General features: G+C 68.7%; 26 protein-coding genes. 16 read left to right on the forward strand and 10 right to left on the reverse strand.

The window, feature by feature from the left end; genetic code table 11:
• Nucleotides 1-56: 56 nt before the first annotated feature.
• Entirely contained in the window at nt 57-1,121 is a 1,065-nt protein-coding gene (locus ACFOYX_RS16360) for a hypothetical protein (protein ID WP_322443013.1), read from the reverse strand.
• A gap of 158 nt (nt 1,122-1,279) precedes the next feature.
• On the opposite strand from ACFOYX_RS16360, the gene ACFOYX_RS16365 reads away from it, so the two are divergent.
• Nucleotides 1,280-1,555 (forward strand): hypothetical protein, encoded by a 276-nt coding sequence (locus ACFOYX_RS16365; RefSeq protein WP_322443014.1) that lies wholly within the window; start codon nt 1,280-1,282, stop codon nt 1,553-1,555.
• Between the two features lie 543 nt (nt 1,556-2,098).
• Here ACFOYX_RS16365 and ACFOYX_RS16370 read toward each other — a convergent pair.
• Nucleotides 2,099-2,266: a hypothetical protein gene (locus ACFOYX_RS16370; protein WP_322443015.1), complete on the reverse strand. Its 168-nt coding sequence runs from the start codon at nt 2,264-2,266 to the stop codon at nt 2,099-2,101.
• 34 nt (nt 2,267-2,300) lie between these two features.
• Here ACFOYX_RS16370 and ACFOYX_RS16375 point away from each other — a divergent pair, with 34 nt between their 5' ends.
• On the forward strand, nt 2,301-2,498 hold the full coding sequence (locus ACFOYX_RS16375; RefSeq protein ID WP_322443016.1) for a hypothetical protein: 198 nt from the start codon (nt 2,301-2,303) through the stop codon (nt 2,496-2,498).
• Nucleotides 2,499-2,573: 75 nt separating this feature from the next.
• Here the strand turns inward: ACFOYX_RS16375 and ACFOYX_RS16380 are convergent, their stop codons facing one another.
• The 3 genes from ACFOYX_RS16380 to ACFOYX_RS16390 form a co-directional block, all read right to left on the reverse strand.
• Nucleotides 2,574-2,969, reverse strand: coding sequence for an MmcQ/YjbR family DNA-binding protein (locus tag ACFOYX_RS16380; protein WP_109802463.1), 396 nt, complete (start codon nt 2,967-2,969; stop codon nt 2,574-2,576).
• Nucleotides 2,970-3,091: 122 nt separating this feature from the next.
• On the reverse strand, nt 3,092-3,745 hold the full coding sequence (locus tag ACFOYX_RS16385; protein ID WP_236647967.1) for a nitroreductase family protein: 654 nt from the start codon (nt 3,743-3,745) through the stop codon (nt 3,092-3,094).
• A 40-nt stretch (nt 3,746-3,785) separates the two neighbouring features.
• The gene (locus ACFOYX_RS16390) at nt 3,786-4,328 is read right to left on the reverse strand and encodes a carboxymuconolactone decarboxylase family protein (RefSeq protein WP_322443017.1); all 543 of its coding nucleotides are present in this window, start codon (nt 4,326-4,328) and stop codon (nt 3,786-3,788) included.
• Between the two features lie 284 nt (nt 4,329-4,612).
• On the opposite strand from ACFOYX_RS16390, the gene ACFOYX_RS16395 reads away from it, so the two are divergent.
• The 4 genes from ACFOYX_RS16395 to ACFOYX_RS16410 all read left to right on the forward strand — a co-directional run bounded on the left by ACFOYX_RS16395 (nt 4,613) and on the right by ACFOYX_RS16410 (nt 6,408).
• Nucleotides 4,613-5,257, forward strand: a complete 645-nt coding sequence (locus tag ACFOYX_RS16395; protein ID WP_210779044.1) for a TetR/AcrR family transcriptional regulator — start codon at nt 4,613-4,615, stop codon at nt 5,255-5,257.
• 288 nt (nt 5,258-5,545) lie between these two features.
• Nucleotides 5,546-5,710 (forward strand): hypothetical protein, encoded by a 165-nt coding sequence (locus tag ACFOYX_RS16400; protein WP_322443018.1) that lies wholly within the window; start codon nt 5,546-5,548, stop codon nt 5,708-5,710.
• A 24-nt stretch (nt 5,711-5,734) separates the two neighbouring features.
• Nucleotides 5,735-5,869: a hypothetical protein gene (locus ACFOYX_RS16405; RefSeq protein WP_255541042.1), complete on the forward strand. Its 135-nt coding sequence runs from the start codon at nt 5,735-5,737 to the stop codon at nt 5,867-5,869.
• Nucleotides 5,870-6,072: 203 nt separating this feature from the next.
• Nucleotides 6,073-6,408, forward strand: coding sequence for a hypothetical protein (locus tag ACFOYX_RS16410; protein WP_322443019.1), 336 nt, complete (start codon nt 6,073-6,075; stop codon nt 6,406-6,408).
• Here the strand turns inward: ACFOYX_RS16410 and ACFOYX_RS16415 are convergent.
• A protein-coding gene (locus ACFOYX_RS16415; protein ID WP_322443020.1) for an IS3 family transposase occupies nt 6,361-7,595 on the reverse strand; the annotation gives its coding sequence in 2 pieces (ribosomal slippage) (nt 6,361-7,316 and nt 7,316-7,595; 1,236 coding nt in all). The two genes, ACFOYX_RS16410 and ACFOYX_RS16415, sit on opposite strands and share 48 nt — an antisense overlap.
• Here ACFOYX_RS16415 and ACFOYX_RS16420 point away from each other — a divergent pair.
• Entirely contained in the window at nt 7,594-7,821 is a 228-nt protein-coding gene (locus ACFOYX_RS16420) for a hypothetical protein (protein WP_322443021.1), read from the forward strand. The genes ACFOYX_RS16415 and ACFOYX_RS16420 overlap by 2 nt on opposite strands.
• A gap of 357 nt (nt 7,822-8,178) precedes the next feature.
• On the opposite strand, the gene ACFOYX_RS16425 is transcribed toward ACFOYX_RS16420, so the two are convergent.
• From ACFOYX_RS16425 to ACFOYX_RS16440, 4 genes are all read right to left on the reverse strand, one after another.
• Complete coding sequence (locus ACFOYX_RS16425; protein WP_322443022.1) at nt 8,179-8,403, reverse strand: hypothetical protein; 225 nt, start codon at nt 8,401-8,403, stop codon at nt 8,179-8,181.
• Between the two features lie 25 nt (nt 8,404-8,428).
• Nucleotides 8,429-8,836 (reverse strand): hypothetical protein, encoded by a 408-nt coding sequence (locus tag ACFOYX_RS16430; protein WP_322443049.1) that lies wholly within the window; start codon nt 8,834-8,836, stop codon nt 8,429-8,431.
• Nucleotides 8,837-9,741: 905 nt separating this feature from the next.
• Entirely contained in the window at nt 9,742-10,347 is a 606-nt protein-coding gene (locus ACFOYX_RS16435) for an enoyl-CoA hydratase-related protein (protein WP_322443023.1), read from the reverse strand.
• Between the two features lie 9 nt (nt 10,348-10,356).
• Nucleotides 10,357-11,130 (reverse strand): enoyl-CoA hydratase-related protein, encoded by a 774-nt coding sequence (locus ACFOYX_RS16440; protein WP_322443024.1) that lies wholly within the window; start codon nt 11,128-11,130, stop codon nt 10,357-10,359.
• Nucleotides 11,131-11,299: 169 nt separating this feature from the next.
• On the opposite strand from ACFOYX_RS16440, the gene ACFOYX_RS16445 reads away from it, so the two are divergent.
• Genes ACFOYX_RS16445 through ACFOYX_RS16485 form a run of 9 tightly spaced genes read left to right on the forward strand, consistent with a single transcriptional unit; the run spans nt 11,300 to nt 19,847 of the window.
• Nucleotides 11,300-12,538: an ABC transporter substrate-binding protein gene (locus ACFOYX_RS16445; RefSeq protein ID WP_322475122.1), complete on the forward strand. Its 1,239-nt coding sequence runs from the start codon at nt 11,300-11,302 to the stop codon at nt 12,536-12,538.
• Nucleotides 12,535-13,296 (forward strand): ATP-binding cassette domain-containing protein, encoded by a 762-nt coding sequence (locus ACFOYX_RS16450; protein WP_322443026.1) that lies wholly within the window; start codon nt 12,535-12,537, stop codon nt 13,294-13,296. Before ACFOYX_RS16445 ends, ACFOYX_RS16450 begins: the two co-directional genes overlap by 4 nt.
• Complete coding sequence (locus tag ACFOYX_RS16455; RefSeq protein ID WP_322443027.1) at nt 13,293-14,021, forward strand: ABC transporter ATP-binding protein; 729 nt, start codon at nt 13,293-13,295, stop codon at nt 14,019-14,021. The genes ACFOYX_RS16450 and ACFOYX_RS16455 overlap by 4 nt, the downstream gene beginning before the upstream one ends.
• On the forward strand, nt 14,018-14,872 hold the full coding sequence (locus ACFOYX_RS16460; protein ID WP_322443028.1) for a branched-chain amino acid ABC transporter permease: 855 nt from the start codon (nt 14,018-14,020) through the stop codon (nt 14,870-14,872). The genes ACFOYX_RS16455 and ACFOYX_RS16460 overlap by 4 nt, the downstream gene beginning before the upstream one ends.
• On the forward strand, nt 14,869-15,900 hold the full coding sequence (locus ACFOYX_RS16465) for a branched-chain amino acid ABC transporter permease (RefSeq protein WP_322443029.1): 1,032 nt from the start codon (nt 14,869-14,871) through the stop codon (nt 15,898-15,900). Before ACFOYX_RS16460 ends, ACFOYX_RS16465 begins: the two co-directional genes overlap by 4 nt.
• A gap of 20 nt (nt 15,901-15,920) precedes the next feature.
• Nucleotides 15,921-17,075, forward strand: coding sequence for an acyl-CoA dehydrogenase family protein (locus ACFOYX_RS16470; protein WP_322443030.1), 1,155 nt, complete (start codon nt 15,921-15,923; stop codon nt 17,073-17,075).
• Nucleotides 17,072-17,890 carry a cyclase family protein gene (locus tag ACFOYX_RS16475; protein ID WP_322443031.1) on the forward strand — a complete coding sequence of 273 codons (819 nt, stop codon included), beginning with the start codon at nt 17,072-17,074 and terminating at the stop codon, nt 17,888-17,890. The genes ACFOYX_RS16470 and ACFOYX_RS16475 overlap by 4 nt, the downstream gene beginning before the upstream one ends.
• A complete protein-coding gene (locus tag ACFOYX_RS16480) occupies nt 17,887-18,525 on the forward strand; it encodes a TetR/AcrR family transcriptional regulator (protein ID WP_322443032.1) in 639 nt (212 codons plus the stop codon). Before ACFOYX_RS16475 ends, ACFOYX_RS16480 begins: the two co-directional genes overlap by 4 nt.
• Nucleotides 18,522-19,847 carry an AMP-binding protein gene (locus tag ACFOYX_RS16485; RefSeq protein WP_322443033.1) on the forward strand — a complete coding sequence of 442 codons (1,326 nt, stop codon included), beginning with the start codon at nt 18,522-18,524 and terminating at the stop codon, nt 19,845-19,847. The genes ACFOYX_RS16480 and ACFOYX_RS16485 overlap by 4 nt, the downstream gene beginning before the upstream one ends.
• The last annotated feature ends 9 nt before the right edge of the window (nt 19,848-19,856 follow it).

Genomic DNA, 19,856 nt, shown 5'->3' on the forward strand with positions numbered 1-19,856 from the left:
CCACCGTGCACGTCGCCACGATCAACGAGTGGCTGTGACCGACTTCGACACAGGCCCTAGCCGCGCTGGGAAGGTTTGACCAGACCGAGCCAATGCGCGGCCTCGTCGGCCGGCAGCATGCCATCCACGGTCACCGTCGGGCGCATCAACGGGTATGGCCGGCCGGCGTTCCAGCTCCGCGGGTACGGCGGCGGATCGATGACGACGACCCGCTTTCCTTCCAGCTTCGGGATGTCCGCGGGACGGCCCTCGTTCCAGATCCATTCGCCGTGGGCGTCGACCAGGTTGAAGTTGCCTCGGATGCCGCCTGCGGGTGTCAGGTCCTCGCCGTCAGAGGCCGCCGCGATCTCCGCGGCGCTTGGCCGTTGACCGGGCACCAGGCCCTGCGACTCGTCGCCGATCAGGGCGGCGGCGAGGAGCGTGTGCAGCTGAAAGTTGTCACCGACGCCGCTTATCGTCACCCGATAGCCGCGTCCGGTCGCGCGGTGCAGCACGACCAGCGGTTCGTCGTCCAGGACAAGCAGCAGCCCGTACAACCAATGCGCCGTGCCGATGTGCTCACGCATCGCGTCGATGGCGGCGGTGAGCCGCGGTCGCTCGGGCAGCACGGCCCGCACGTCCTTGCGCTGCGACAGGTACAGCACCGGCTGAACCCACTGACCGCCGGAGAACCACGCCTGCACCAGGATATAGGCGTCCGACTGCGCCATCCCCCGGTTGGGCGCCGTCTCGACGAACCGCTCGATCGTCGGGCCGATCTGCTCCGCATCATCGGCGTTGGGCAGGTCCCCGAACACCGCACCGTACAACTCGGCGAAGCGTGCCGCCTGCTCCATCGCGTTGGCGGCCCGCCCGACGAGCGTCGGCACCACCACCGCCGCATCGGTCCCGTAGTCCGCCATGCTGCCGGCAATCTGGGCCAGCTCGCCGCCCATCCCGAACGGGATCTCGGCGAGCACCGAAGTCAACCTGGCCAGGGCCGCGTCGACCTCGTCAGGGCGCGCCTTCGGCGTGGCGCCCACGATGCCCCGCAGGGCCGCGAAGAACCGCTCGTCGTCGCGGCTGTCCACCGCGCCGACCAGGTTGTCGACCCACTTGCCCAGGTCCGCCTTGAACAGCATCCGGCGATCTTAGCGTTCGGTCTCAGGGAGTCGTTCCCGTGCCGAAGACCAGGATGAGACTGCGCCCAACGCCCTCAATTCGGCTATGTGAGTGCACCGCCACCGTCGACACGCCGACAGCCGGCCGGTCGAACGTGTGTACGACTAGGGTGCTGGGGGTGGAGGTACATGGTCGCTACTGGAACGGTGCGTGGGGTCGCATGGCCCGGCGGGATATCTGGCTGGTCTCCGACGGTCAGCTCTGGCGGGTCCGTGGCCGCCTCGGTGGTGACGGAGGTCAGGAGGTGTCCTACGACTTCCAGGACGAAGCATCCGCCCGGTCGATGGCCGACCGGATGATGAAGACCTCGGCCGGCACCTGGCGGGATCTCACGGAGGCAGTCCGGCAGGAGGCGCGCCGGTCCCCAGATGGTCCCCAGCTACGTGCTGTCTAGCTCGCCAACGACGCTCGGCTCAGGGACCAACAGAGGCCGCTCACCAGGGCTTACGCTCCGGTTAGCGGCCTCTCTACGTGCTGTCGGGACGGCCGGATTCGAACCGACGACCCCTTGTTACCGACTGCAGCCGCCCCGAGCTTGTCATTGCTTGCTGCAAGTGGTCCTTGAACTGCACAGACAGGGCGGGGCGTTGGTCTCTTCTTGTCACTGGTCGTGGACGCCAGGACAGGGTTTTCGGGGGGTAAACGGGGGGGCGTCGTCGGAACCCGCCCACGCCTGAACAGCACTCCCACCACTACGGAATTGCGCGCGCACCGAAGGACGCACCGGCTCATCGCATCACTGGCAGTCGAGCTGTGGGGGTTCGTGTCGGAGGGGGGAATTGAGCACTCACGCGTAGCATCCGTTATACAGCCGAGTGTTCCTGCCCGATGCTGGTCTGGCCAGAGTCGGAGGATGCTGCGGCGGAGCCGCTCCCTGCGGAGCAGCCGGCGAGGACGAGGGCGAGAGCCGCGGCGGCGCCGACAGCGCTGAGCTTCTTCATGGTTGTCCCTGCTTGGTTTGTGCGGTGGAGGCGACTGCCGTGGTGAAGGCCGTCATCAGCGTGGCGAGTTGCTCAGGGTCGGCGTCGGGGTCTTCGGGGTGCCACTGGACGCCGAGCACCCTGTCGGGTGCCAAAACCCGCTTACCGTGGTTGATCAGGCGCAATGGCCTGCACTGCTGTCGGGCAGGATCGTTGCTCGTGTACCTACGCATGCTCTACCTCGTGTTCTGCCGCATCGCCGAGTGGCTGACCCTGCTCGCCGAGACCAGTGCGGCCAAGGACGTGGAGATCCTGGTCCTCCGCCACGAGAACGCAGTGCTACGCCGGGCCAACCTGTCAATCCCCCGGACTCGGACGCCGACGGTGAGGTCCTCGTCGTTGCGGCCGGCCACGTAAGGGCGTCATGCGCCGGTGCGGGCGCTGCTCGGATGAGGGGCAACAGCGCTCTGGGCGCGGTCGGCGTCAGCGTGATCAGTCGGCGGAGGGCGGGACGCGGAACGAAGCGGGATTGACGGGACGGCTCTGCTTCGGCAGGCCGGCGACGACGAGGAGGTACGACTCGGTCACGAGATTGTCGACAAGCGCGGGCTCGACGTCCGCACCCGCCCGCACCGTGATCCAGTGCTTCTTGTTCATGTGGTAGCCGGGCGAGATGCTCGCGTGAGCTGCGCGGAGCGCCTCCGCGTCGGATGGATCCGCTTTCAGGATCACGACGGGCTCGCCGGGCATGGACGTCTGCAGCATGAACACCTTGCCGCCGACCTTCCATACCTCCCAGTCGCCGGTGAACTGGTGTGTGTGCTCGGAGCCGGGAAGCTCGGCGGCGCGGGCCGCGGCTCGATCCTGCACTGCCTTATCAATCTGCATCTTGACCTCCTCGAAGTCCTTAGGGGGTCGATTGCCCGGCGTCCGTCGAGGAGGTGCGGACGCCGGGTAACCGAGTCGAAGTGAACGGGGCCGGCACCGCGGTCCGATGTCCGCCCCGTCCGTCACATGTGCGTGAAGATCTTCTCCGCGTCGAACCGCGAGACCGGCTGGCGGGAGACCCGAGCCTCGTCGGGGTAGCCGAGCACCAGAAGCAGCGTGGTCGTGTAGTCGGTGTCGGTCAGGTCGAAGGCCGCGTCCACGGTCGTGCGGTCGAAGCCCTCCATCGGCGTCGCGTCCACCCCGAGGGATGCCGCGGCCATCATCGTGGCGCCGACGACGAGGTAGGTGTTCTTCTCAAGCCAGTGGAGCACGTCCCCGCCATAGTTCTTTGTCTGGATCTCCACGAAGTTGGAGGCGCCCGCCTCCCATCCCTTCTGGATCTCCGGGTCGGCGAAGCGCCCGTCGGCGCGCTCCTTCTCGAAGATCTCCTGCAGGTGCGTGTCGGGGATGTCCTTGCGCGTCGTGAAGACGATGGCGTGCGACGCGTTGCGCACCTTCTCCGCGTTGTCCGCGAAGCGGCCGACCAGTGCGTCCGCGAGCTTGTCCTTGCCATCCTGCGTCTCCAGCACGTGGAAACGGTTCGGCTGGATGTTGATCGTCGTCGGCGAGGTGCGCAGGTAACGCAGCAGCTGCTGGAACGTCTCCTCCGGGATCCTCTTGCTCGGGTCGAAGTAGCGGGTGAGGTGCTTCGTGATCAGCTTGTCGAGATTCAACATCGTGCTTTCTTTTCGTTTGAACGGCGGGTGGAGAGGAAAGTCAGGCCGACTGGTGGTCGGCGCCGGGGACGTCGACGACGGCGTCGCTGACGTTGTTGAGGTAGTTCGTGAGCAGGGTGACGACCACGATCGCGACGATCGCCTGGATCTCCGGGTCGATATACCCGACCTCGCGGATCGCTGCGAGGTCCTCGTCGCTGACCTGGCCACGCGTCTCGATCACGTGCTGCGCGAACTTCGCGACGGCGGCGCGCTTCGGGTCGCTGGACGTGCCCGTGCGGGCGAGCTCAATCTCCTCCGCCGACATACCGCCGAGGTTCGACGAGATGAAACCGTGGAGTGCCTGGCAGTAGTGGCAGCCGTTCGACTGAGAGACCGCGAGGGCGATCGTGTGGCGCGTCTTCGCGTCCAGGAGCTTCGCGATGCTGCCCTGCAGGCCCATCACGATCTCGAGCACGGTCGGGTTCGCGGCGAGCGTGGTGAACATGCTGGGCGCGAAGCCGAACTGCTTCGCGATGGCGTCGAGGGCGCCCTGCGTCTTCGCGTCCATGTCGGCGCGCGCGGGAGCGGTCAGGCGGGACATGGTGATGAACCTCCGGGTGACGTTACTGGACGATTTCGTCCACTCGCTTGAGTGAACTCCATCGAAAATGGGTTTTCAAGCCCAGTTTGTGTTACGTTGATTACATGCAGGTGAACAACGGGGCGGATGCAGCCCAGAAGCTCACTCCCAAGGGCCAGGCCACGCGCGAGCGAATACTGGAGCACGCGGCCGCCGCGTGACGCTACTGGACGATTTCGTCCACTTGCTTGAGTGAACACCATCGAAAGTGGGTTCTCAAGCCCAGTTTCTGTTACGTTGATTACATGCAGGTGAACAACGGGGCGGATGCAGCCCAGAAGCTCACTCCCAAGGGCCAGGCCACGCGCGAGCGAATACTGGAGCACGCGGCGGCGTTGATCTACGGCAAAGGGGTCCACGCAACCAACAACGAGCTCGTCCGCCGCGCCGCAGGCGTGAGTGGATCGCAGCTGAGTCACTACTTCCCCACCAAGGAGAGCCTCGTCCTGGCGGTCATCGACTGGCAGGCCGACAGCGTCCTCGGCTTCCATCGCAGCGAACGGTTTGCCAGCTTCGACACCGTCGAGGCGTTCCAGGACTGGACGGACTTCTACGTCCTCTCGGGGCGTCCGTTCGAGGCCGGCTGCAGCCTCGGCTCGCTCGCGAGCGAGATCGTCAAGACCGATCTCGACGTGCACGACCGGCTCGCGGAGGTGTTCGCGCAGTGGCGCGAGATCTTCCGCGTCGGGCTCGATCGCATGCGGCAACTCGGCCGCATCGACGCGTCCGCCGACCCCGCGCGGCTCGCCGACATGTTCCTCGCGGCGTATCAAGGCGGCATGCTCCTCGCTCAGGTCGCCCGGGACATCGGCCCCCTGCAGGACGCGCTCTCTGCGGCGGTTGACCATCTGCGGACGTTCGTGACGTCTGACGACCAGCACATGGGCTGACGCGGCGCATCCGAGCCTCGGGTGTCGGAGCGCGGAAGGAGGTCTGGCGAGCTGGTAAGACGACCACGTCGGGCGACGCGAAAGGGCGTCCGCTCTGTTAGCAGAATCGGACGGCTCGCCGACATCCAGCCTCACGAATTCATGGGCTCGATGGCGTGATGGCTGATTGCCGGCTCTGACGTAAAGGAGGTGCCGTCCTACCTGGAATGATCTGGATTGCCTAGATCGAGAATCTTCCAGAAGGGCGGCACCTGCCAGGTGAAGCGTACGACATCGACCAGGTTGCGTATGAAGGCTGCGCGTGGCAAACGATTGCGGCGTAAGCGACGCGTCGAACAACGCGCCAACGCCTGGGCCCGCGGACTGACGCTGACCACCGGGGCGTCCGGGCTGATCGGTGCGGTCGGCGCCCCGTTGCTGCGGCTGCTGGCCGAACAGTCCGGGCTGCGCTAAGCCAGCCCGGCCACCCTGCGCCGAGTGCTACTCAACGCGCCAGCCCGCCTCGTGCGCCGCGCCCGTAAACGGCTGACCCGCCTCGACGACACCCACCCGCACCAGACCGACCTCATCCTCGCCTGGAACAAGATCCACGCCATGGTCACCCCGCCGTAACGGCAATCCCACCCGCACCGACCAGACGAGAGGCCCCGCCCACCCGGCCCGCGAAGGGGATACCAGGGCCGAACCCGGCCACCAGCCGGGCCGTCACCACGCCCGAACACCGAAACCACCACGAACCAAGCGGCAACCATCGATATCTCACCGGCACTCCAAGATCGTGAAAGATCTGGGCCGTCGAGGACCTGTGGTCAACGATGAAGTCCAGCCCGGGCAACATCGCCGTCGACAGCGTGGACCATCTCGCCGCGATCATCCGCAACCGACTCAAGCGTATCCAGTACCGACCCGACCTGATCCCCGGCTTCCTCGCCCAGACCGGACTCAGCCTGGAACCGGAACCACCGTCACCGAAACAGACCCCAGACTTTCAACCGCTGCACCAGGGCACCGGCCCAACTACCCGGCACAAGAAACCACCCGGCAAGGACCTGACCGACAAGCAGAAGAGGTACTGTCAAGCCCCGGGTTTGATGGAGACTGGATTATCTGGTTTCCAGGGTCTCGGTGACCGGGTGGGTCATTGCGTGTAGGGCTTCGTACTCGGCAGGCGGGACGTGCCCGAGTTCGCCGTGCAAGCGCCGGTCGTTGTACCAGTCGATGTATTCGACGGTCGCGATCTCCAGGTCGTCCAGCCCGCGCCAGGGTCCCTTGTTGCGGACGAGTTCGGCCTTGAACAGCGAGTTGAACGCCTCGGCCATCGCGTTGTCGTACGAGTCGCCAACCGAGCCGACCGACGCGACCGCGCCGGCCTCGGCAAGCCGCTGGGTGCAGCGAATCGCCCGATATTGGACACCCCTGTCGGAGTGGTGAATCAAGCCGGTCAGGTCGGCGCCTTCGGCCTGCCGACGCCAGATCGCCATCTGCAGCGCATCGAGGGCCAGGTCTGTGTAGAGCGAGGTGGCCACCTGCCAGCCCACGACCATGCGGGAGAACACGTCCAGGACGAACGCCGCGTACACCCACCCCGCACTCGTGCGCACGTAGGTCAGGTCCGCGACCCACAACTCGTTCGGGCCGGTCGCGGTGAAGTCACGCTCGACGAGATCGGCGGGGCGTGCCGTCTCGGGCGCGGGCCGCGTGGTCCGCGGGGACTTGTCACGCAGCAGCCCACGCAGGCCGGCCTCGCGCATGAGCCGCTCGACCGTGCACCTGGCCACGGCCACGCCGTGGCGGTTCAGCTCGTGCCACACCTTCCTGGCGCCGTAGACGCCGTAGTTCACCTCGTGCACCTGCTCGATCTTGGCGATCAGCTCGCCGTCACGCACCGCCCGGGCCGAGGCGGGGCGGGTCTTGGCGGCGTAGTAGGTCGACGGTGCGGTCTGTGCCGGCGTGCCTTGCAGCGCCTGCAGGACCGGCTGGACACCGTGCTCCTCCCGCTGGGAGTCGACGAACCCGACCTTCATCGCGACGAACGGTCCAGCTCCGCCGCGAAGAAAGACGCCGCGGACTTCAGGATCTGGTTCGCCCGCCGCAGCTCACGATTCTCCCGCTCCAGCTCAGCGATCCTGGCCGCCTCCGACGACGTCGTCCCCACCCGGGCCCCAGCGTCGGTCTCGGCCTGCTTCACCCAGGTGCGCAACGCCTCAGGGTGCACACCGAGCTGCCCCGCGATCCGCCTGATCGCCCCGCTGTTCGACGCCGGATCCCGCCTCGCCTCGACCGCCAACCGCGTCGCGCGCTCACGCAACTCGTCCGGGTACTTTCGTGGTGCCGCCATGACAGTGAATCCTCCGGGTGTTCGATGTCTCCATCGAACCCGGAGCGGGACATACAACTACTCGATCAACCGGCTGCGTGCCGCCGTTGAACGCGCCATCAGCCACCTGAAGAACTGGAAGATCCTCAAGACCGACTACCACCGGATCATGACCCACTTCCCCGACGTGTTACGCACCGTCACCGGACTGGAGATCTTCAGAATCCGCTACACGGGTTTTGAATAATGACCCTCCGGCATCCAGATGCCTCGCATGAACGCGATCATGGAGCGGTGGGTACAGACCTGCCGCCGCGAACTGCTGGACCGCACCTTGATCTGGAACCAGCAACACCTTTGCATGCCCTGCGTGAGTTCGAACGGCACTACAACGAACATCGTCCGCACCAGGGCATCGCCAACGCGAGTCCGTTGCGCCCCTTACCCGTGCCGTTTGCCGCTCCCGACGAGATCGGAGGCCTGGACGTCCGCCGACGGCGGAATCCTGCACGAATACAAGCAGGCCGCCTGAGCTGCACGGACCAGGTTATCGGCAAGCGCAGCGTCACCGCCACCCCGCGTGGGGGCGACCTGGCGAGCGTGACTACACCGCCGGGCCGGCACTGCGGGTGTAGCCGTTGAGCAAGGCGAAGTCGCGGCACTGGCCGCCTCCGCCACCGGCGCCGTCCAGCGCGGTCCCGGCGCGTCGGCAGTTGGTCCGCAGGCTGATCACCCGGCCGGCGGAAACCTCGATCGGCGAAACCATGTGGTAGTCCAGGTCACGGAAGTTGGCCAGCGCGACGGTCAGCACCGTCCTGCCGTCGACCACCAGGTCGAGGCGCCCCTAAGTCGCCCTACGGGTTCTGCAGGAAAGTGTCGGTCAGCACAAAGACCCGACGGAACGGCACGGTGTACCGGTCGGTGCCGATGGCGCCGGCCCCGGCGGTGACCGACAGCCGCCGGCTGGACGACTGCCCACCGTCGGGGATGGCCGGCACGCCCGGACGGACGGTGGGGGTCGGCGACGGGCTGGCCCCGGGCGCGACCGCGTCGACCGCCTGCTGGGCCTTGTCGTCCGCCTGCTGGGCTCGGGTGTCGGCGGCGCTGGCCTGCCGGGCCACCGGGGCGACCTGCTCCTGGGCAGCCTCCTCGGCCAGGGACTTCACGGTGGGACGCAGCAGCGCGTACCAGAGTCCGACGCCCATCAGCGCCAGCACCAGCAAGACCGAGGAGTCCGACGCTTCCCTGCCGCTGCCGGCCATCTGCGTCACCGCGCTGCGGCGCCGCTACCGCCAACAGGAAGCGGCCAGAGAGAAGGCCCGCGATGCGTGGCACGACACCGGCATGGCCTTCACGACCCGCTACGGGCTGCCGGTCGAGCCGCGGAACTTCAACCGCTCCTACGACAGCCGCATCGCCAGCGCCGGCGCCCCTAAGATCACCGTCCACGACGCCCGACGCACCTGCGGTTCCCTGCTGGTCGACCTGGACGTGCATCCGCGGATCGCGATGGCGATCCTGAGACACGCCGACTTCTCGATCACCATAAAGATCTACAGCCAAGTCTCGTCCAAGGCCACCCGAGAAGCCCTGCGAGAGCCTCGACCAATGAGCCGTTGCTGTACTTCACTGCCGTACAAGATCAGAAATGGCCATCCGGAAGATCCCGAATGGCCTCTGACCTGCGTCGGGACGGCCGGATTCGAACCGACGAGTGTCGGAGGGGACCTTGGCCAGGAGTACATGATCGTCTTGCGTGACGAACTCCAGTTGGCCTGGATCCAGCGAAGGACGAGCCACTCCTCCAACGGCACTCCACACGATCCCCCACGCTCCCGGCAGTGGTCTCGTCACCCGCCCAGCCTCGACAGGTCGCCGCCGAGTGTCCGCAGTTCAGGGCGCATATCCGAGTATTGGAGCCCCGCAGGACCGCAGCTCGGGGTTCGATCGCTGGCGTGCCGACGTGGAGAACAGCCAGGGTCTTCATCGCCAGCGGCACCGCGGCGAGCAGCTCCGGTGCGGCCGCGGCCGCAGCTGGCCCCTCGGGCAACGAGCGGACGTCGACGCTTGCGGCGACCCATCCGCTGATGACGTCTGGGGCGGTCTGCCCGCCGCGTCGGGCTGCGTCTGACCCGTCGACCGATGATCGTGTCGCCGGTCACGAGCCCTAGACGCCGGCGAGCCAGGCCTCGTACTCCATCGCCGTCCTGAGGTCCGGATGCGCGCGCCCGCGCAGCGCCCGGGCCAGCGCCGAGGCGGTCGACGGCGCGAGGGCGGCGACCTGCTTGGCCAGCGCGCGGGCGGCCTCGGGATCGGCGGAGACCGCGCCGACGAGCCCGCGAGCGAGCGCCTCCTCGGCCCTCAGCACGGCTCCCGTCCAGGCGAGCTGCGCCAGCACGCCCGTGCCGACAGCGTCGGCAAGCAGCCGGCTCGCCCCCGCCAACAGCAGCGCACCCCCGTCCGGGGAGCCGGCCGAGAACGTCGCCGTCGGCGCGGCCACCCGTAGGTCGGCAGCGAGCGCAAGGGCCAGGCCGAGCCCGCTCACCGCGCCCTGGAGCTCGACTACGACCGGCCCGGGCGCCGCGTGCACGGCCAGGACCAGGGCGTGCAGCTTGCTGACCGCCGGGTGGGAGTGGTCGGCGTCCGTCACGCGGTGGTCCCAGGCATCCCCGGCAACCTGAATGAACAGCGTCGAGCCCGGCGACCGGGACTGCTGCTTCAACGCGGCCCGGAGCACCGCCGGTCCGAGATCCTCGACGACCAACTCCTGCACCACGGCTCCTCACAATCCTTTGAACGACGGCGGGCGCTTCTCCAGGAAGGCGTCGATGCCTTCCAGGTGGTCGTCGGTGGACAGCAGCGTCAGCAGCAGGGACCGCTCGTAGTCCAGGCCGCTCGAGACGCCGACCTCCTCGGACGCGCGCAGCGCCGCCTTGCCGAGCCGGGCAGCGACCGGGCTCTGCGCCGCCACCGATCGCGCGACCGCGATGCCGGCCTCGACCACCCGCTCCGCGGGCACGACCTGGTTGACCAGGCCCATCCGCTGCGCAGTCCAGGCGTCGACGAAGCCGCCGGTCAGCACCAGCTCGGCCGCACGGAAGCGGCCGGAGACCCGGGCCCAGCGCTGGGTGCCGCCCGCGCCCGGGATGATGCCGAGCTTGATCTCGGGCTGGCCGAGCATCGCCGAGTCGGCCGCGACGATGAAGTCGCATGTCATCGCGAGCTCGCAGCCGCCGCCGAGGACGTACCCGGCGACAGCGGCCACGGCCGGCTTCGGGAAGCGAGCGAAGCGGCTCCAGCAGGCCAGCCGCTCCGAGAGCAGGTATTGGGCTGGCGAGGTGGCGCGCAGCTCGCGGACGTCGGCACCGGAGGCGAAGAGCTTCGGGCCGCCGGTGAGCACCATCGCGCGGACGTCCGGATCGGCCTCGGCCCGGTCCATCGCCTCGGCGAGCCCGCGCAGGACATCGGAGCTCAACGCGTTTCGTGCTTCGGGCCGGGAGATGGTCACGACGGCGACGGCGTCCCCCACTTGGTAGGTGACCGGTGTTGAACCCACGGGCAGCTCCGTAACTATGGCGTGGCCCACAGAGCAACATACCTAGCGGTATGCCGTCAAGACTTGATCGAAAGTTCGGTGCACGCGGTTTCTCCCTGCGCAGAAACATTCTTGAAACCCTTGACGACGGGAGGCGCAAGCCCTTAAACATTTCGACATACGCAGCGGTATGGCGGCGACGGTGTCGCCCGACACGGGAGGTTCCCCGGTGAAGGTTGCGAGATTGGCGGGCGCTGCGGCGCTCGTACTGGGGTTGGCCGCATGCGCCAACAACGGGGGATCGGCGTCGGGCGGCTCTGACCCGCAGTCGTCCGGACCCATCAAGATCGGCGTCATCGTGCCGCTCAGCGGCCCGGCCGGACCGAACGGCAAGGATGTCCTGGACGCGATCACCGTCCAGGCCGAGATCATCAACAAGGCAGGCGGCGTCCTCGGGCGCCAGCTCGAGATCGTCTCCAAGGACGACCAGTCCACTCCGGCCGCCGGCGTCAGCGCCGCGACCGACCTGGCCTCGCAGGGCGTGTCGGTGGTGATGGGCGGCTGGAACAGCCCGGTCACCCTCGCCATCCAGCCCGTGCTGGTCCGGCAGGGCATCCTCAACATCACAACCATTCCGCAGAACGCCTCGATCCTCGGCGGCGCCGACCCCGACGCGATCCGGATGAACGCCGGCAACGCCGTGGGTGCGTACACCGCCGGGCAGTTCCTGACCAAGACGCTCAAGGCCAAGAAGGTGGCCTTTCTGCTGGAGAGCGATGCGTACGGCAACGACGCGGGCTCGTTCCTGGAGAAGCAACTCACGCCGCAGGGCGTGCAGGTGGTAGCGCAGCAGAAGTTCGCGTACACAGACACGGACTTCCGGGTGCCGCTGAGCAACGTGCGCAACTCCGGCGCTGACGCGGTCTTCTCCGCGAACGCGGCCGAGTCGTCGGGCATGCCGGCCCTGGCAAAGCAGTACGCGGAGGCGGGCGGCACGGTGCCGCATTTCGCCGGCCTCGGCACGGTCTCGCCAAAGGTCGTCCAGCTCGCGGGCGGCAAGGCGGTTGACGGGCTCTACTCAGCGGACATCTACTTCCCGGAGGCGCCCGCCTTCAAGGATCTGCCCGGCAACCAGGCGTTCCTGACGGCGTACCAGGCCCGGCACAACGGCGACCTGCCGGACAAGTACCGGGCGCTGGGCGCGCAGAGCGTCGACGTCTGGGCCAAGGCGGTCACCAAGGCGAACAGCCTGGACCGGCAGAAGGTCGCGGACGCCATCCACGGCCAGACCTTCACCGGCACGGTCTTCGGCGACGTGCGGTTCACCGCCCGCGGGCAGATGGAGACCAAGGTGTACGGCTTCACGGTCAAGAACGGCGAAATCCAGGTGCTGGACGAGATCCCGGTCCCGGACAAGGTGTGGCAATGACCGCCCTCGTCGTCGACAAGCTGACGGTGCGGTACGGCAGCCTGCGGGCGCTGAACCAGGTGTCGTGGCGGGTGGACTCCGGCGAGATCCTCGGCGTGATCGGACCCAACGGCGCCGGCAAGAGCAGCAGCTTCGCGGCGATCAGCAACGTGGTCCGCCGCGAGGGCACGGCCACCTTGCACGGCAAGAGCACGGATGGCGTACCGACGCAGGCGCTGGCGCGCCGGGGCCTGCGCCGCACTTTCCAGCACAACTCGTTCTTCGGAAAGCTGACCGTCCTGCAAAACGCGATGACGGCGTTCCAGGTGGAGGGCGGCACCCGGCTCGCGGCGACGATCGGCATGCCGTGGCGCCAGGCCCGGGAGCGGGCGGCCTGCCGGGACCGGGCGGCCGCGCTGCTGCGGGAGTTCGGCATCGGCGACACGTACCACGACCGCTACCCCGACGACGTCCCGTACGGCCTGCAGCGCGTGCTGTCGCTAGTGCTGGCCTACGGGTCCGGCGCCGAGGTGCTGCTGGTGGACGAGCCGGCCGCCGGGGTCGGCGGGGCGGACCTGCAGAGCCTCTCCGACCTGCTCGGCGAGCTGCGCAAGCGGGGTGTGGCCATGGTCCTGATCGAGCACCACATGGACCTGGTCATGCGGCTGGTCGACCGGGTCGCCGTCATCGACCGGGGTGAGCTGATCGCGTACGGGTCCCCCGACGACGTCCAGCGCGACCCGGCGGTGCTCGAGGCGTACCTGGGGAGGTCCGAATGAACGCCGTCCTCGACGTCCAGGAGTTCCGGGTCCGCTACGGCCACAGCGAGGCCCTGCACGGGGTCGACCTGCAGGTCCGCGAAGGTGAGCTGGCTGCGGTGGCCGGAGCCAACGGGGCCGGGAAGTCCACCCTCGTCGGCGCGGTCGCGGGCTGGTCCCGCGGCAAGGTCACGGTGACCGGCAGCGTCGCGCTGGACGGCGTCGACGTGGCCGGCCTCGCGCCGCACCGCCGGGTCGCCGCCGGCATCGTGCTCGTGCCGGAGGGCAAGGGTGTCTTCGAGAACCTCACCGTCGAGGACAACCTGCGCCTGGTCCGGGCGGCCAGGGACGCCCGCGGCCGCCGCTACTCGGTCGAGGACGTGTACGCCGTCTTCCCGCAGCTCAAGGAGCGGGCGACCAAGAAGTGCTCGACGCTCAGCGGCGGCGAGCGGCAGATGGTCGCGATCGGCCGGGCGCTGCGCGCGGCCCCGCGGCTGCTCATCCTCGACGAACCGTCGGTCGGCCTCGCGCCCCGGCTGGTCCTCGAGGTCCTGCAGCACATCCGGCAGCTCGTCGACGAGGGCCTGACCGTGCTGCTGGTCGAGCAGAACGTGCGGGCCACGCTGGAGGTCGCCGACCGGATCTACTTGCTGGAGCAGGGCAAGGTGGCGGCCGAGGGTAGCGCCGGCGAGATGCGCGCCGACGACCGGATCGCCGAGGCCTACCTGGGCGGGCTGCGGACATGAACATCCTCGCCCAGGCCCTGAACGGCATCGCGCTCGGCGCGGGCTATGCGCTGCTGGCGGTCGGTTGGACGGTGCTGCTCGGGGCGGCCCGGCTGGTCAACTTCGCGCACGGGCAGCTCTACATGCTCGGCGCGTTCCTCACCTGGTTCTTCTGCACCAAGGCAGGCATGCCGTACGTGCTGGGCGCGGTGGTCGCGGTCGCCGTCGTGGCCGCGGTCGGCGCGGTGCTGCAGCTGGCCATGACCCGGCTGACGCTGGACCAGAACATCGTCAACCTGATGCTCGTCACGCTGGCGTTCGGCTACCTGATCCAGGGTGGCGCGTCGATGATCTTCGGCGGTAACCCGCAGCTGATCCCGAGCCCCCTCGAGGGCAGCAACTTCGGCATCCGCTCCGCCCGGTTCACCGCGCAGGACCTGCTCATCGTGATCGTCGCGCTGGTGCTCTACGCGATCGTCTACATGGTGCTCACCCGCACCAATGTCGGGCGCATCGTCCGAGCCGTCGCCGAAGATCCGAAGCTCGCGCAGTTGTACGGCCTGAACGCCGCCCGGGTCTACCTCGGCGTCTTCGTCTTCGCCGCGGCCACCGCGGCGATGGCCGGGGCGGTGGTCGCGCCGCGCAGCCCGATCCTCACCTCGATCGGCTTCGAGGAGGTCATCATCACCTTCCTCGTGGTCGTGCTCGGCGGCATCGGCAGCATCATCGGCGGCCTGGTCGCGGGCCTCGGCCTGGGCGTCTTCACCGCACTGTTCGGGACGTTCTTCCCGCCGGCCTACTCCACGGCCGCCGCGTTCGCCGTGCTGCTCGTCGTCCTCGTCGTCCGGCCGGAGGGGTTGAAAGCGCGATGAGCGGCGTCCACACGCAAGCCCGGCCCGCCGTCGGCAAGGCCGGCCCGGACACCCCCACCCCCGGGACCCGTACCCGTCCTGCCTGGATGAAGGCGGTTGGCTGGCTCGTCCTGGTCGTCGTCGCGTACCTGTCGCCGTCGGCCCTGGGGGGCTCGGACCGGATCTTCGCCACCTTCGTGTTCGTCGCGATCTTCGCGGTGATGTCGTACGGCCTCGACGTGGTCCTCTCCTACCTCGGCGAGGTGAGCCTGGGACACACCCTGTTCTGGGCCGCCGGCTCCTACGCCACCGCCGCGCTGGCCGTGAAGGCCGGCTGGGGACCGCTCAGCTCCCTGGCCGCGGCGCTGGCCGTGGCCACCGTGCTCGCGGTGGTCCTGGGCCTGCTCACCATGCGCAACCGGGAGTTCGTGTTCTCCCTGGTCACGTACGCGGCGGCGGTCATCGGCCTGACGATTGTGTCCAACAACGGTTTCCTCGGCGGCTCCGACGGCATCGTCGGCGTACCCGTCCTGGAGCTGCCCGCGCTCGGCGGCCAGTATGTGGCCCGCACCAACGCCGACCTGTGGCCGATCGCGTTCGCCGTGCTCGTGCTGGTCGTCCTGCTCATCGACCGGTTCCGCCGGTCGCGGCTCGGCACCAACGCGCTGATGGCTCAGATGAACGGCGACCTGGCCACCTCGATGGGCGTCGACGTGCGGCGCACCCGGGTACTGGTCTTCGTCCTCTCGGCGCCGATCAGCGCGATCGCCGGCTGGCTGTACGCGTACCAGCGCAGCTACGTCAGCCCCGACCTGCTCTCGCCGTTCTTCCTGCTCTTCATGCTGACTGCGGTGATCCTGCCGGGCCGGCGCCTGCTGCTCGGTCCGCTGGTCGGCGCGGCGATCCTCACCACCCAGCAGCAGTTGTTCTCGTTCGGCGGGAACGCCGACAAGATCGTGCTCGGCGGCCTGCTGGCCGGCGTCCTGCTGCTCTTCCCCGACGGCCTGGTCGGCATCTGGCGCTTGGTCACGCGCCGCCGCTCGAAGTGATTCGCAAAGGAGGCACTGACGTGTCCGTGATCTGGGAACCGCAGCTCGACGAGGACGGCCGCCGCTGGCGTGACCTCGCCCGCAACCTGTCCGCCGAGCGCTTCGCGCCGCTGGCCGAGGAGCTCGACCGCGACCAACGCTACCCGTGGGAGAGCGTAAAAGCGCTCGTCGAGAGCGGCCTCGCCGGCCTGTTCGTTGGCCGCGAGTACGGCGGGCAGGGCGCCTCCTTCGTGACCACCTGCGCGGTGATCGAGGAGGTGTCCCGGGCCTGCGCCTCGACCGGAGCGATCCTGACCGCGTACGCGCTGGGCGGCACGCCGCTCGTGCTGGCCGGCACGCCGGAGCAGCAGCGCAAGTACCTGGGCGGGATGGCCGCGGGGCAGGCCGTCAGCTTCGCGCTCACCGAGGAGGGCGCCGGCAGCGACGCGGCCCGGATCCGCACCACCGCAGTCCGCGAGGGCGACGGCTGGCGCATCAAGGGCGAGAAGATCTACATCGGCAACGGTGGGGCCTCGCAGCACTACGTGGTGTTCGCGCTGACCGACCCGCAGGCCGGCACCCGGGGCATCACCGCGTTCATGGTCGACAAGGACGCCGAGGGTGTGACCATCGACCGGTACGAGGACAAGATGGGCATCCGCGGCACCCAGACCAGCAATCTCAAGCTGGACACCTGGGTCGCCGACGACGAGATGCTCGGCCAACTCAACAAGGGCATGCGACTGGCGATGCTCACCCTGAACGCCGGCCGGATCAGCGTGGCCGCGCAGTCCCTCGGCGTGGCGCTTGCCGGCTACGACGTCGCGAGCACGGAGGCCGTACGCCGGCAGACGTTCGGCCGTCCGATCATCGACAACCAGGGCATCTCGTTCCCGCTCGCCGACATCGCCACCGGCATCACCGCGGCCCGGATGATCACCTTCGAGGCCGCCCGGGTCTACCAGGACGGAGGCGACGTCTCGGTCCTGGGCGCGATGGCCAAGTTGCACGCCAGCGAGGTCGCGCACACCTCGGTCGACACCGCCGTCCAGGTGTACGGCGGCGCGGGCTTCTGCAAGCCGTGCCCGGCCGAGCGGCTCTACCGCGACCAGCGGATCCTCGAGATCTACGAGGGCACCTCCGAGATCCAGCGGCTGGTCCTGGGCCGCGCGATCAAGGCTTCGGTGACGGCATGAGCGCCGCCTGGACCCTCGACGTCGCCTGGCCGTCCACGGCGAACAGCCGCGTCTACGACCTCGCCCAGCTCATGTACACCGGCATCCCGCACCACCCGAACCACCCGCCGTACAGCTTCACCCTGACCAAGCAGCACGGCGAGGTGATGTATCCGGACGGCGTCTCGGCGGCCGCCGAGATGATCACGACAGGCGGTCACGTCGGCACGCACGTCGACGGCCTCGCCCACGTCTCCCGCCTCGGCCAGGTGTACGGCGGCGTCGACATCACCGCGCAACAGTCCTACCCGGAGGGGATGAAAGAGGTCTCGGTGCACGAGCTGGCGCCGATTCTCGCGCCCGGCCACCTGGTCGACGCGACGGTCGCGCTGGGCCGGCAGCTCACCCCCGCTGACGGCGTCGGGGCTGAACTGCTGGAGCAGTGGTTCTCGACCCGGCCCCGGCCGAAGCCGGGCGATGTCGTGCTGGTCCGCACCGGCTGGGACCAACTGTGGACGGACAACGCAACGTTTCTCGGGACGAACTCCGGCGCGCCCGGCGTGACGCTGTCGGGGGCCAAATGGCTCACCGACCACGGCGTCATCGCCAGCGGGGCCGACCTGGTCGCCTATGAGCAGACACCCAGTCCGGCCCTGGAAGTCCATTGCCACCTCCTCGTGGACAACGGTGTCCTCATCATGGAGGCCATGAACCTCGCTACCCTGGCCGCCGACGAAGTCTGGGACTTCTTCTTCGTCGCCACCCCGCTGGCCATCCGCGGCGGCACCGGCTCCCCCATCCGCCCACTCGCGATCGTCGCGGGCGGTGCCGCATGATCGACGACGACCCACTGGCCCGCCCACACGCCGGCCCCGGCCAGCGCGAGATCCTCGAGGCCGCCGCGATCGCGTTCACCCGCAGCGGCTACGCGGCGACCACCATCGACGACATCGCCCGGGAGATGGGCGCGACCAAGGGCCGCGTCTACCACTACTACCGGGCCAAGGCCGACGTCTTCCTCGACGTCGTCATCAGCGGAATGGACGAGATGATCGCCGGGATCCAGCCCATCGCCGCGGACGAGAGCCTACCGGTGGAGACCCGACTCTGGCGGATGGTCCACCACCACGCCGGTCTGATGATGACCCGCAACTCGTTCCAGCGGGTCGCCGTCCAAGCCGTCGAGATGCACCGGCTGCGCGAGCAACCCGCGCAGCAGAAGGCCCTCGACAAGGTCGTCGCCATGCGCGACCAGTACGAGCAGCTCTTCGCCGACGTGATCGACGAGGGCAGGCGCGGCGGGGTCTTCCGGGAGGTCGACAGCCGGCTCGCCACCAAGCCCGCGCTCGGCGCCCTCAACTGGATCAGCCTCTGGTACGACCCGCAGCGCGGTGACTACAACACCCGCCAGCGGGTCGCCAACGAGTACGCCGACTTCATCATCGGCGGACTGCGAAGGAGCCCGGCATGACCGCCCCGCACTCGGAACGCTACTGGCACGAGCTGGAAACCTGGTCCCGCGACCGGATCGCCGAACTACAGCTGGTCAAGCTCCGCGAGCAGCTGTCCTATGTCCACACGAACAGCGACTTCTACCGCGCGCAGTGGGACGACCTCGGCTTCGACCCACGGGACCTGCGCGACCCCGAGGATCTGCGCAAGCTGCCGCTGATCAGCAAGGCCGACTACGTGGCCAGCCTTGCAGAGCGGCCACCGTGGGGCACCGCGGTCGCCGCGGCCGAAAAGGACCGCCGCCGGGTGCACTTCTCCTCGGGCACCACCTCCGGCCCGACGCCCGTGCTGTGGACCCAGCACGACCTGGACCGCTGGGCCGACCTCTACGCTCGCTCGGCATACAGCCAGGGCATCCGGGACACCGACGTCTACCAGTGCCTCTTCGGCTACGCGTGGTTCGTCGGCGGGCTCGGCGCGACCGCCGGCTACGAGCGGATCGGCGCCACGGTCATGCCCGCCGGCTCCAGCGAGACCCAGCGACAGATCGACACCATGTTCCGGTATGGCACCACGGCCGTCAGTGGCACACCGTCGTTCATGCTTCATCTCGCCGAGACGGCCGAGGCCAACGGCACCCCGCTCAGCACCTCCTCGGTCAGGCGGATCCAGGTCGGCGGCGAGCCCGGCGCAGGCGTGCCGGCGACCCGCGCGCACATCGAGCAGCGGTGGGGCGCAAAGTGCTTCGACGGGTACGGCAGCCTCGAATTCCAGCCCATCGCCTGGGAGTGCGAGGAGCAGGCGGGCGGCCACATCGCCGAGGACTTCGCGTACGCGGAGGTGCTCGACCCGGAGACGCACGAGCCCGTTCCCGACGGCACCCCCGGCGTCCTGGTCCTCACCCACCTCGACAAGCAGGCGACGCCGCTGGTCCGCTGGATGACCGGCGACATCGTAGTCCGCGACTCGGCGCGCTGCGGCTGCGGCCGCACCCTGGCCCGGCTGCCGGGCGGCGTGGTGGGCCGGGCCGACGACATGCTCGTCGTCCGCGGCGTCAACCTGTTTCCCTCCGCGGTCGAACAGGTCGTCCGCCGCACACCGGGCACCTGCGGTGAATACCTGATCGTGCTCGACGACGACGTCACCGACCCGGTCACCGGCTACCTGACCGGCATCAAGCTGCGCGTCGAGGTGGAGGCGGACTGCTCCCCCGACCTCGCCCACGAGCTGGCCCGGGCCGTGCGGGCCGAGTTGACCGTGCGCGCCGTCGTCGAGGTGCTGCCCGAGGGCACGCTGCCGCGCAGCACCCACAAGAGCAAGCGAGTGATCCGCGCGAACTGAAGGGATCCA

This window comes from Micromonospora sp. GCM10011541, from assembly GCF_042650725.1.
GTDB lineage: Bacteria > Actinomycetota > Actinomycetes > Mycobacteriales > Micromonosporaceae > Micromonospora > Micromonospora sicca.

What these genes read in the sequence shown, in the direction of transcription:
- ACFOYX_RS16400 (WP_322443018.1), top strand. Translation starts at nt 5,546, where the DNA reads ATGAAGGCTGCGCGTGGCAAACGATTGCGGCGTAAGCGACGCGTCGAA.
- ACFOYX_RS16410 (WP_322443019.1), top strand. Translation starts at nt 6,073, where the DNA reads ATGAAGTCCAGCCCGGGCAACATCGCCGTCGACAGCGTGGACCATCTC.
- ACFOYX_RS16360 (WP_322443013.1), bottom strand. Translation starts at nt 1,121, where the DNA reads ATGCTGTTCAAGGCGGACCTGGGCAAGTGGGTCGACAACCTGGTCGGC.
- ACFOYX_RS16445 (WP_322475122.1), top strand. Translation starts at nt 11,300, where the DNA reads ATGGCGGCGACGGTGTCGCCCGACACGGGAGGTTCCCCGGTGAAGGTT.
- ACFOYX_RS16430 (WP_322443049.1), bottom strand. Translation starts at nt 8,836, where the DNA reads ATGGCCGGCAGCGGCAGGGAAGCGTCGGACTCCTCGGTCTTGCTGGTG.
- ACFOYX_RS16395 (WP_210779044.1), top strand. Translation starts at nt 4,613, where the DNA reads ATGCAGGTGAACAACGGGGCGGATGCAGCCCAGAAGCTCACTCCCAAG.
- ACFOYX_RS16420 (WP_322443021.1), top strand. Translation starts at nt 7,594, where the DNA reads ATGACAGTGAATCCTCCGGGTGTTCGATGTCTCCATCGAACCCGGAGC.
- ACFOYX_RS16390 (WP_322443017.1), bottom strand. Translation starts at nt 4,328, where the DNA reads ATGTCCCGCCTGACCGCTCCCGCGCGCGCCGACATGGACGCGAAGACG.
- ACFOYX_RS16480 (WP_322443032.1), top strand. Translation starts at nt 17,887, where the DNA reads ATGATCGACGACGACCCACTGGCCCGCCCACACGCCGGCCCCGGCCAG.
- ACFOYX_RS16450 (WP_322443026.1), top strand. Translation starts at nt 12,535, where the DNA reads ATGACCGCCCTCGTCGTCGACAAGCTGACGGTGCGGTACGGCAGCCTG.
- ACFOYX_RS16380 (WP_109802463.1), bottom strand. Translation starts at nt 2,969, where the DNA reads ATGCAGATTGATAAGGCAGTGCAGGATCGAGCCGCGGCCCGCGCCGCC.
- ACFOYX_RS16465 (WP_322443029.1), top strand. Translation starts at nt 14,869, where the DNA reads ATGAGCGGCGTCCACACGCAAGCCCGGCCCGCCGTCGGCAAGGCCGGC.
- ACFOYX_RS16455 (WP_322443027.1), top strand. Translation starts at nt 13,293, where the DNA reads ATGAACGCCGTCCTCGACGTCCAGGAGTTCCGGGTCCGCTACGGCCAC.
- ACFOYX_RS16475 (WP_322443031.1), top strand. Translation starts at nt 17,072, where the DNA reads ATGAGCGCCGCCTGGACCCTCGACGTCGCCTGGCCGTCCACGGCGAAC.
- ACFOYX_RS16485 (WP_322443033.1), top strand. Translation starts at nt 18,522, where the DNA reads ATGACCGCCCCGCACTCGGAACGCTACTGGCACGAGCTGGAAACCTGG.
- ACFOYX_RS16385 (WP_236647967.1), bottom strand. Translation starts at nt 3,745, where the DNA reads ATGTTGAATCTCGACAAGCTGATCACGAAGCACCTCACCCGCTACTTC.
- ACFOYX_RS16460 (WP_322443028.1), top strand. Translation starts at nt 14,018, where the DNA reads ATGAACATCCTCGCCCAGGCCCTGAACGGCATCGCGCTCGGCGCGGGC.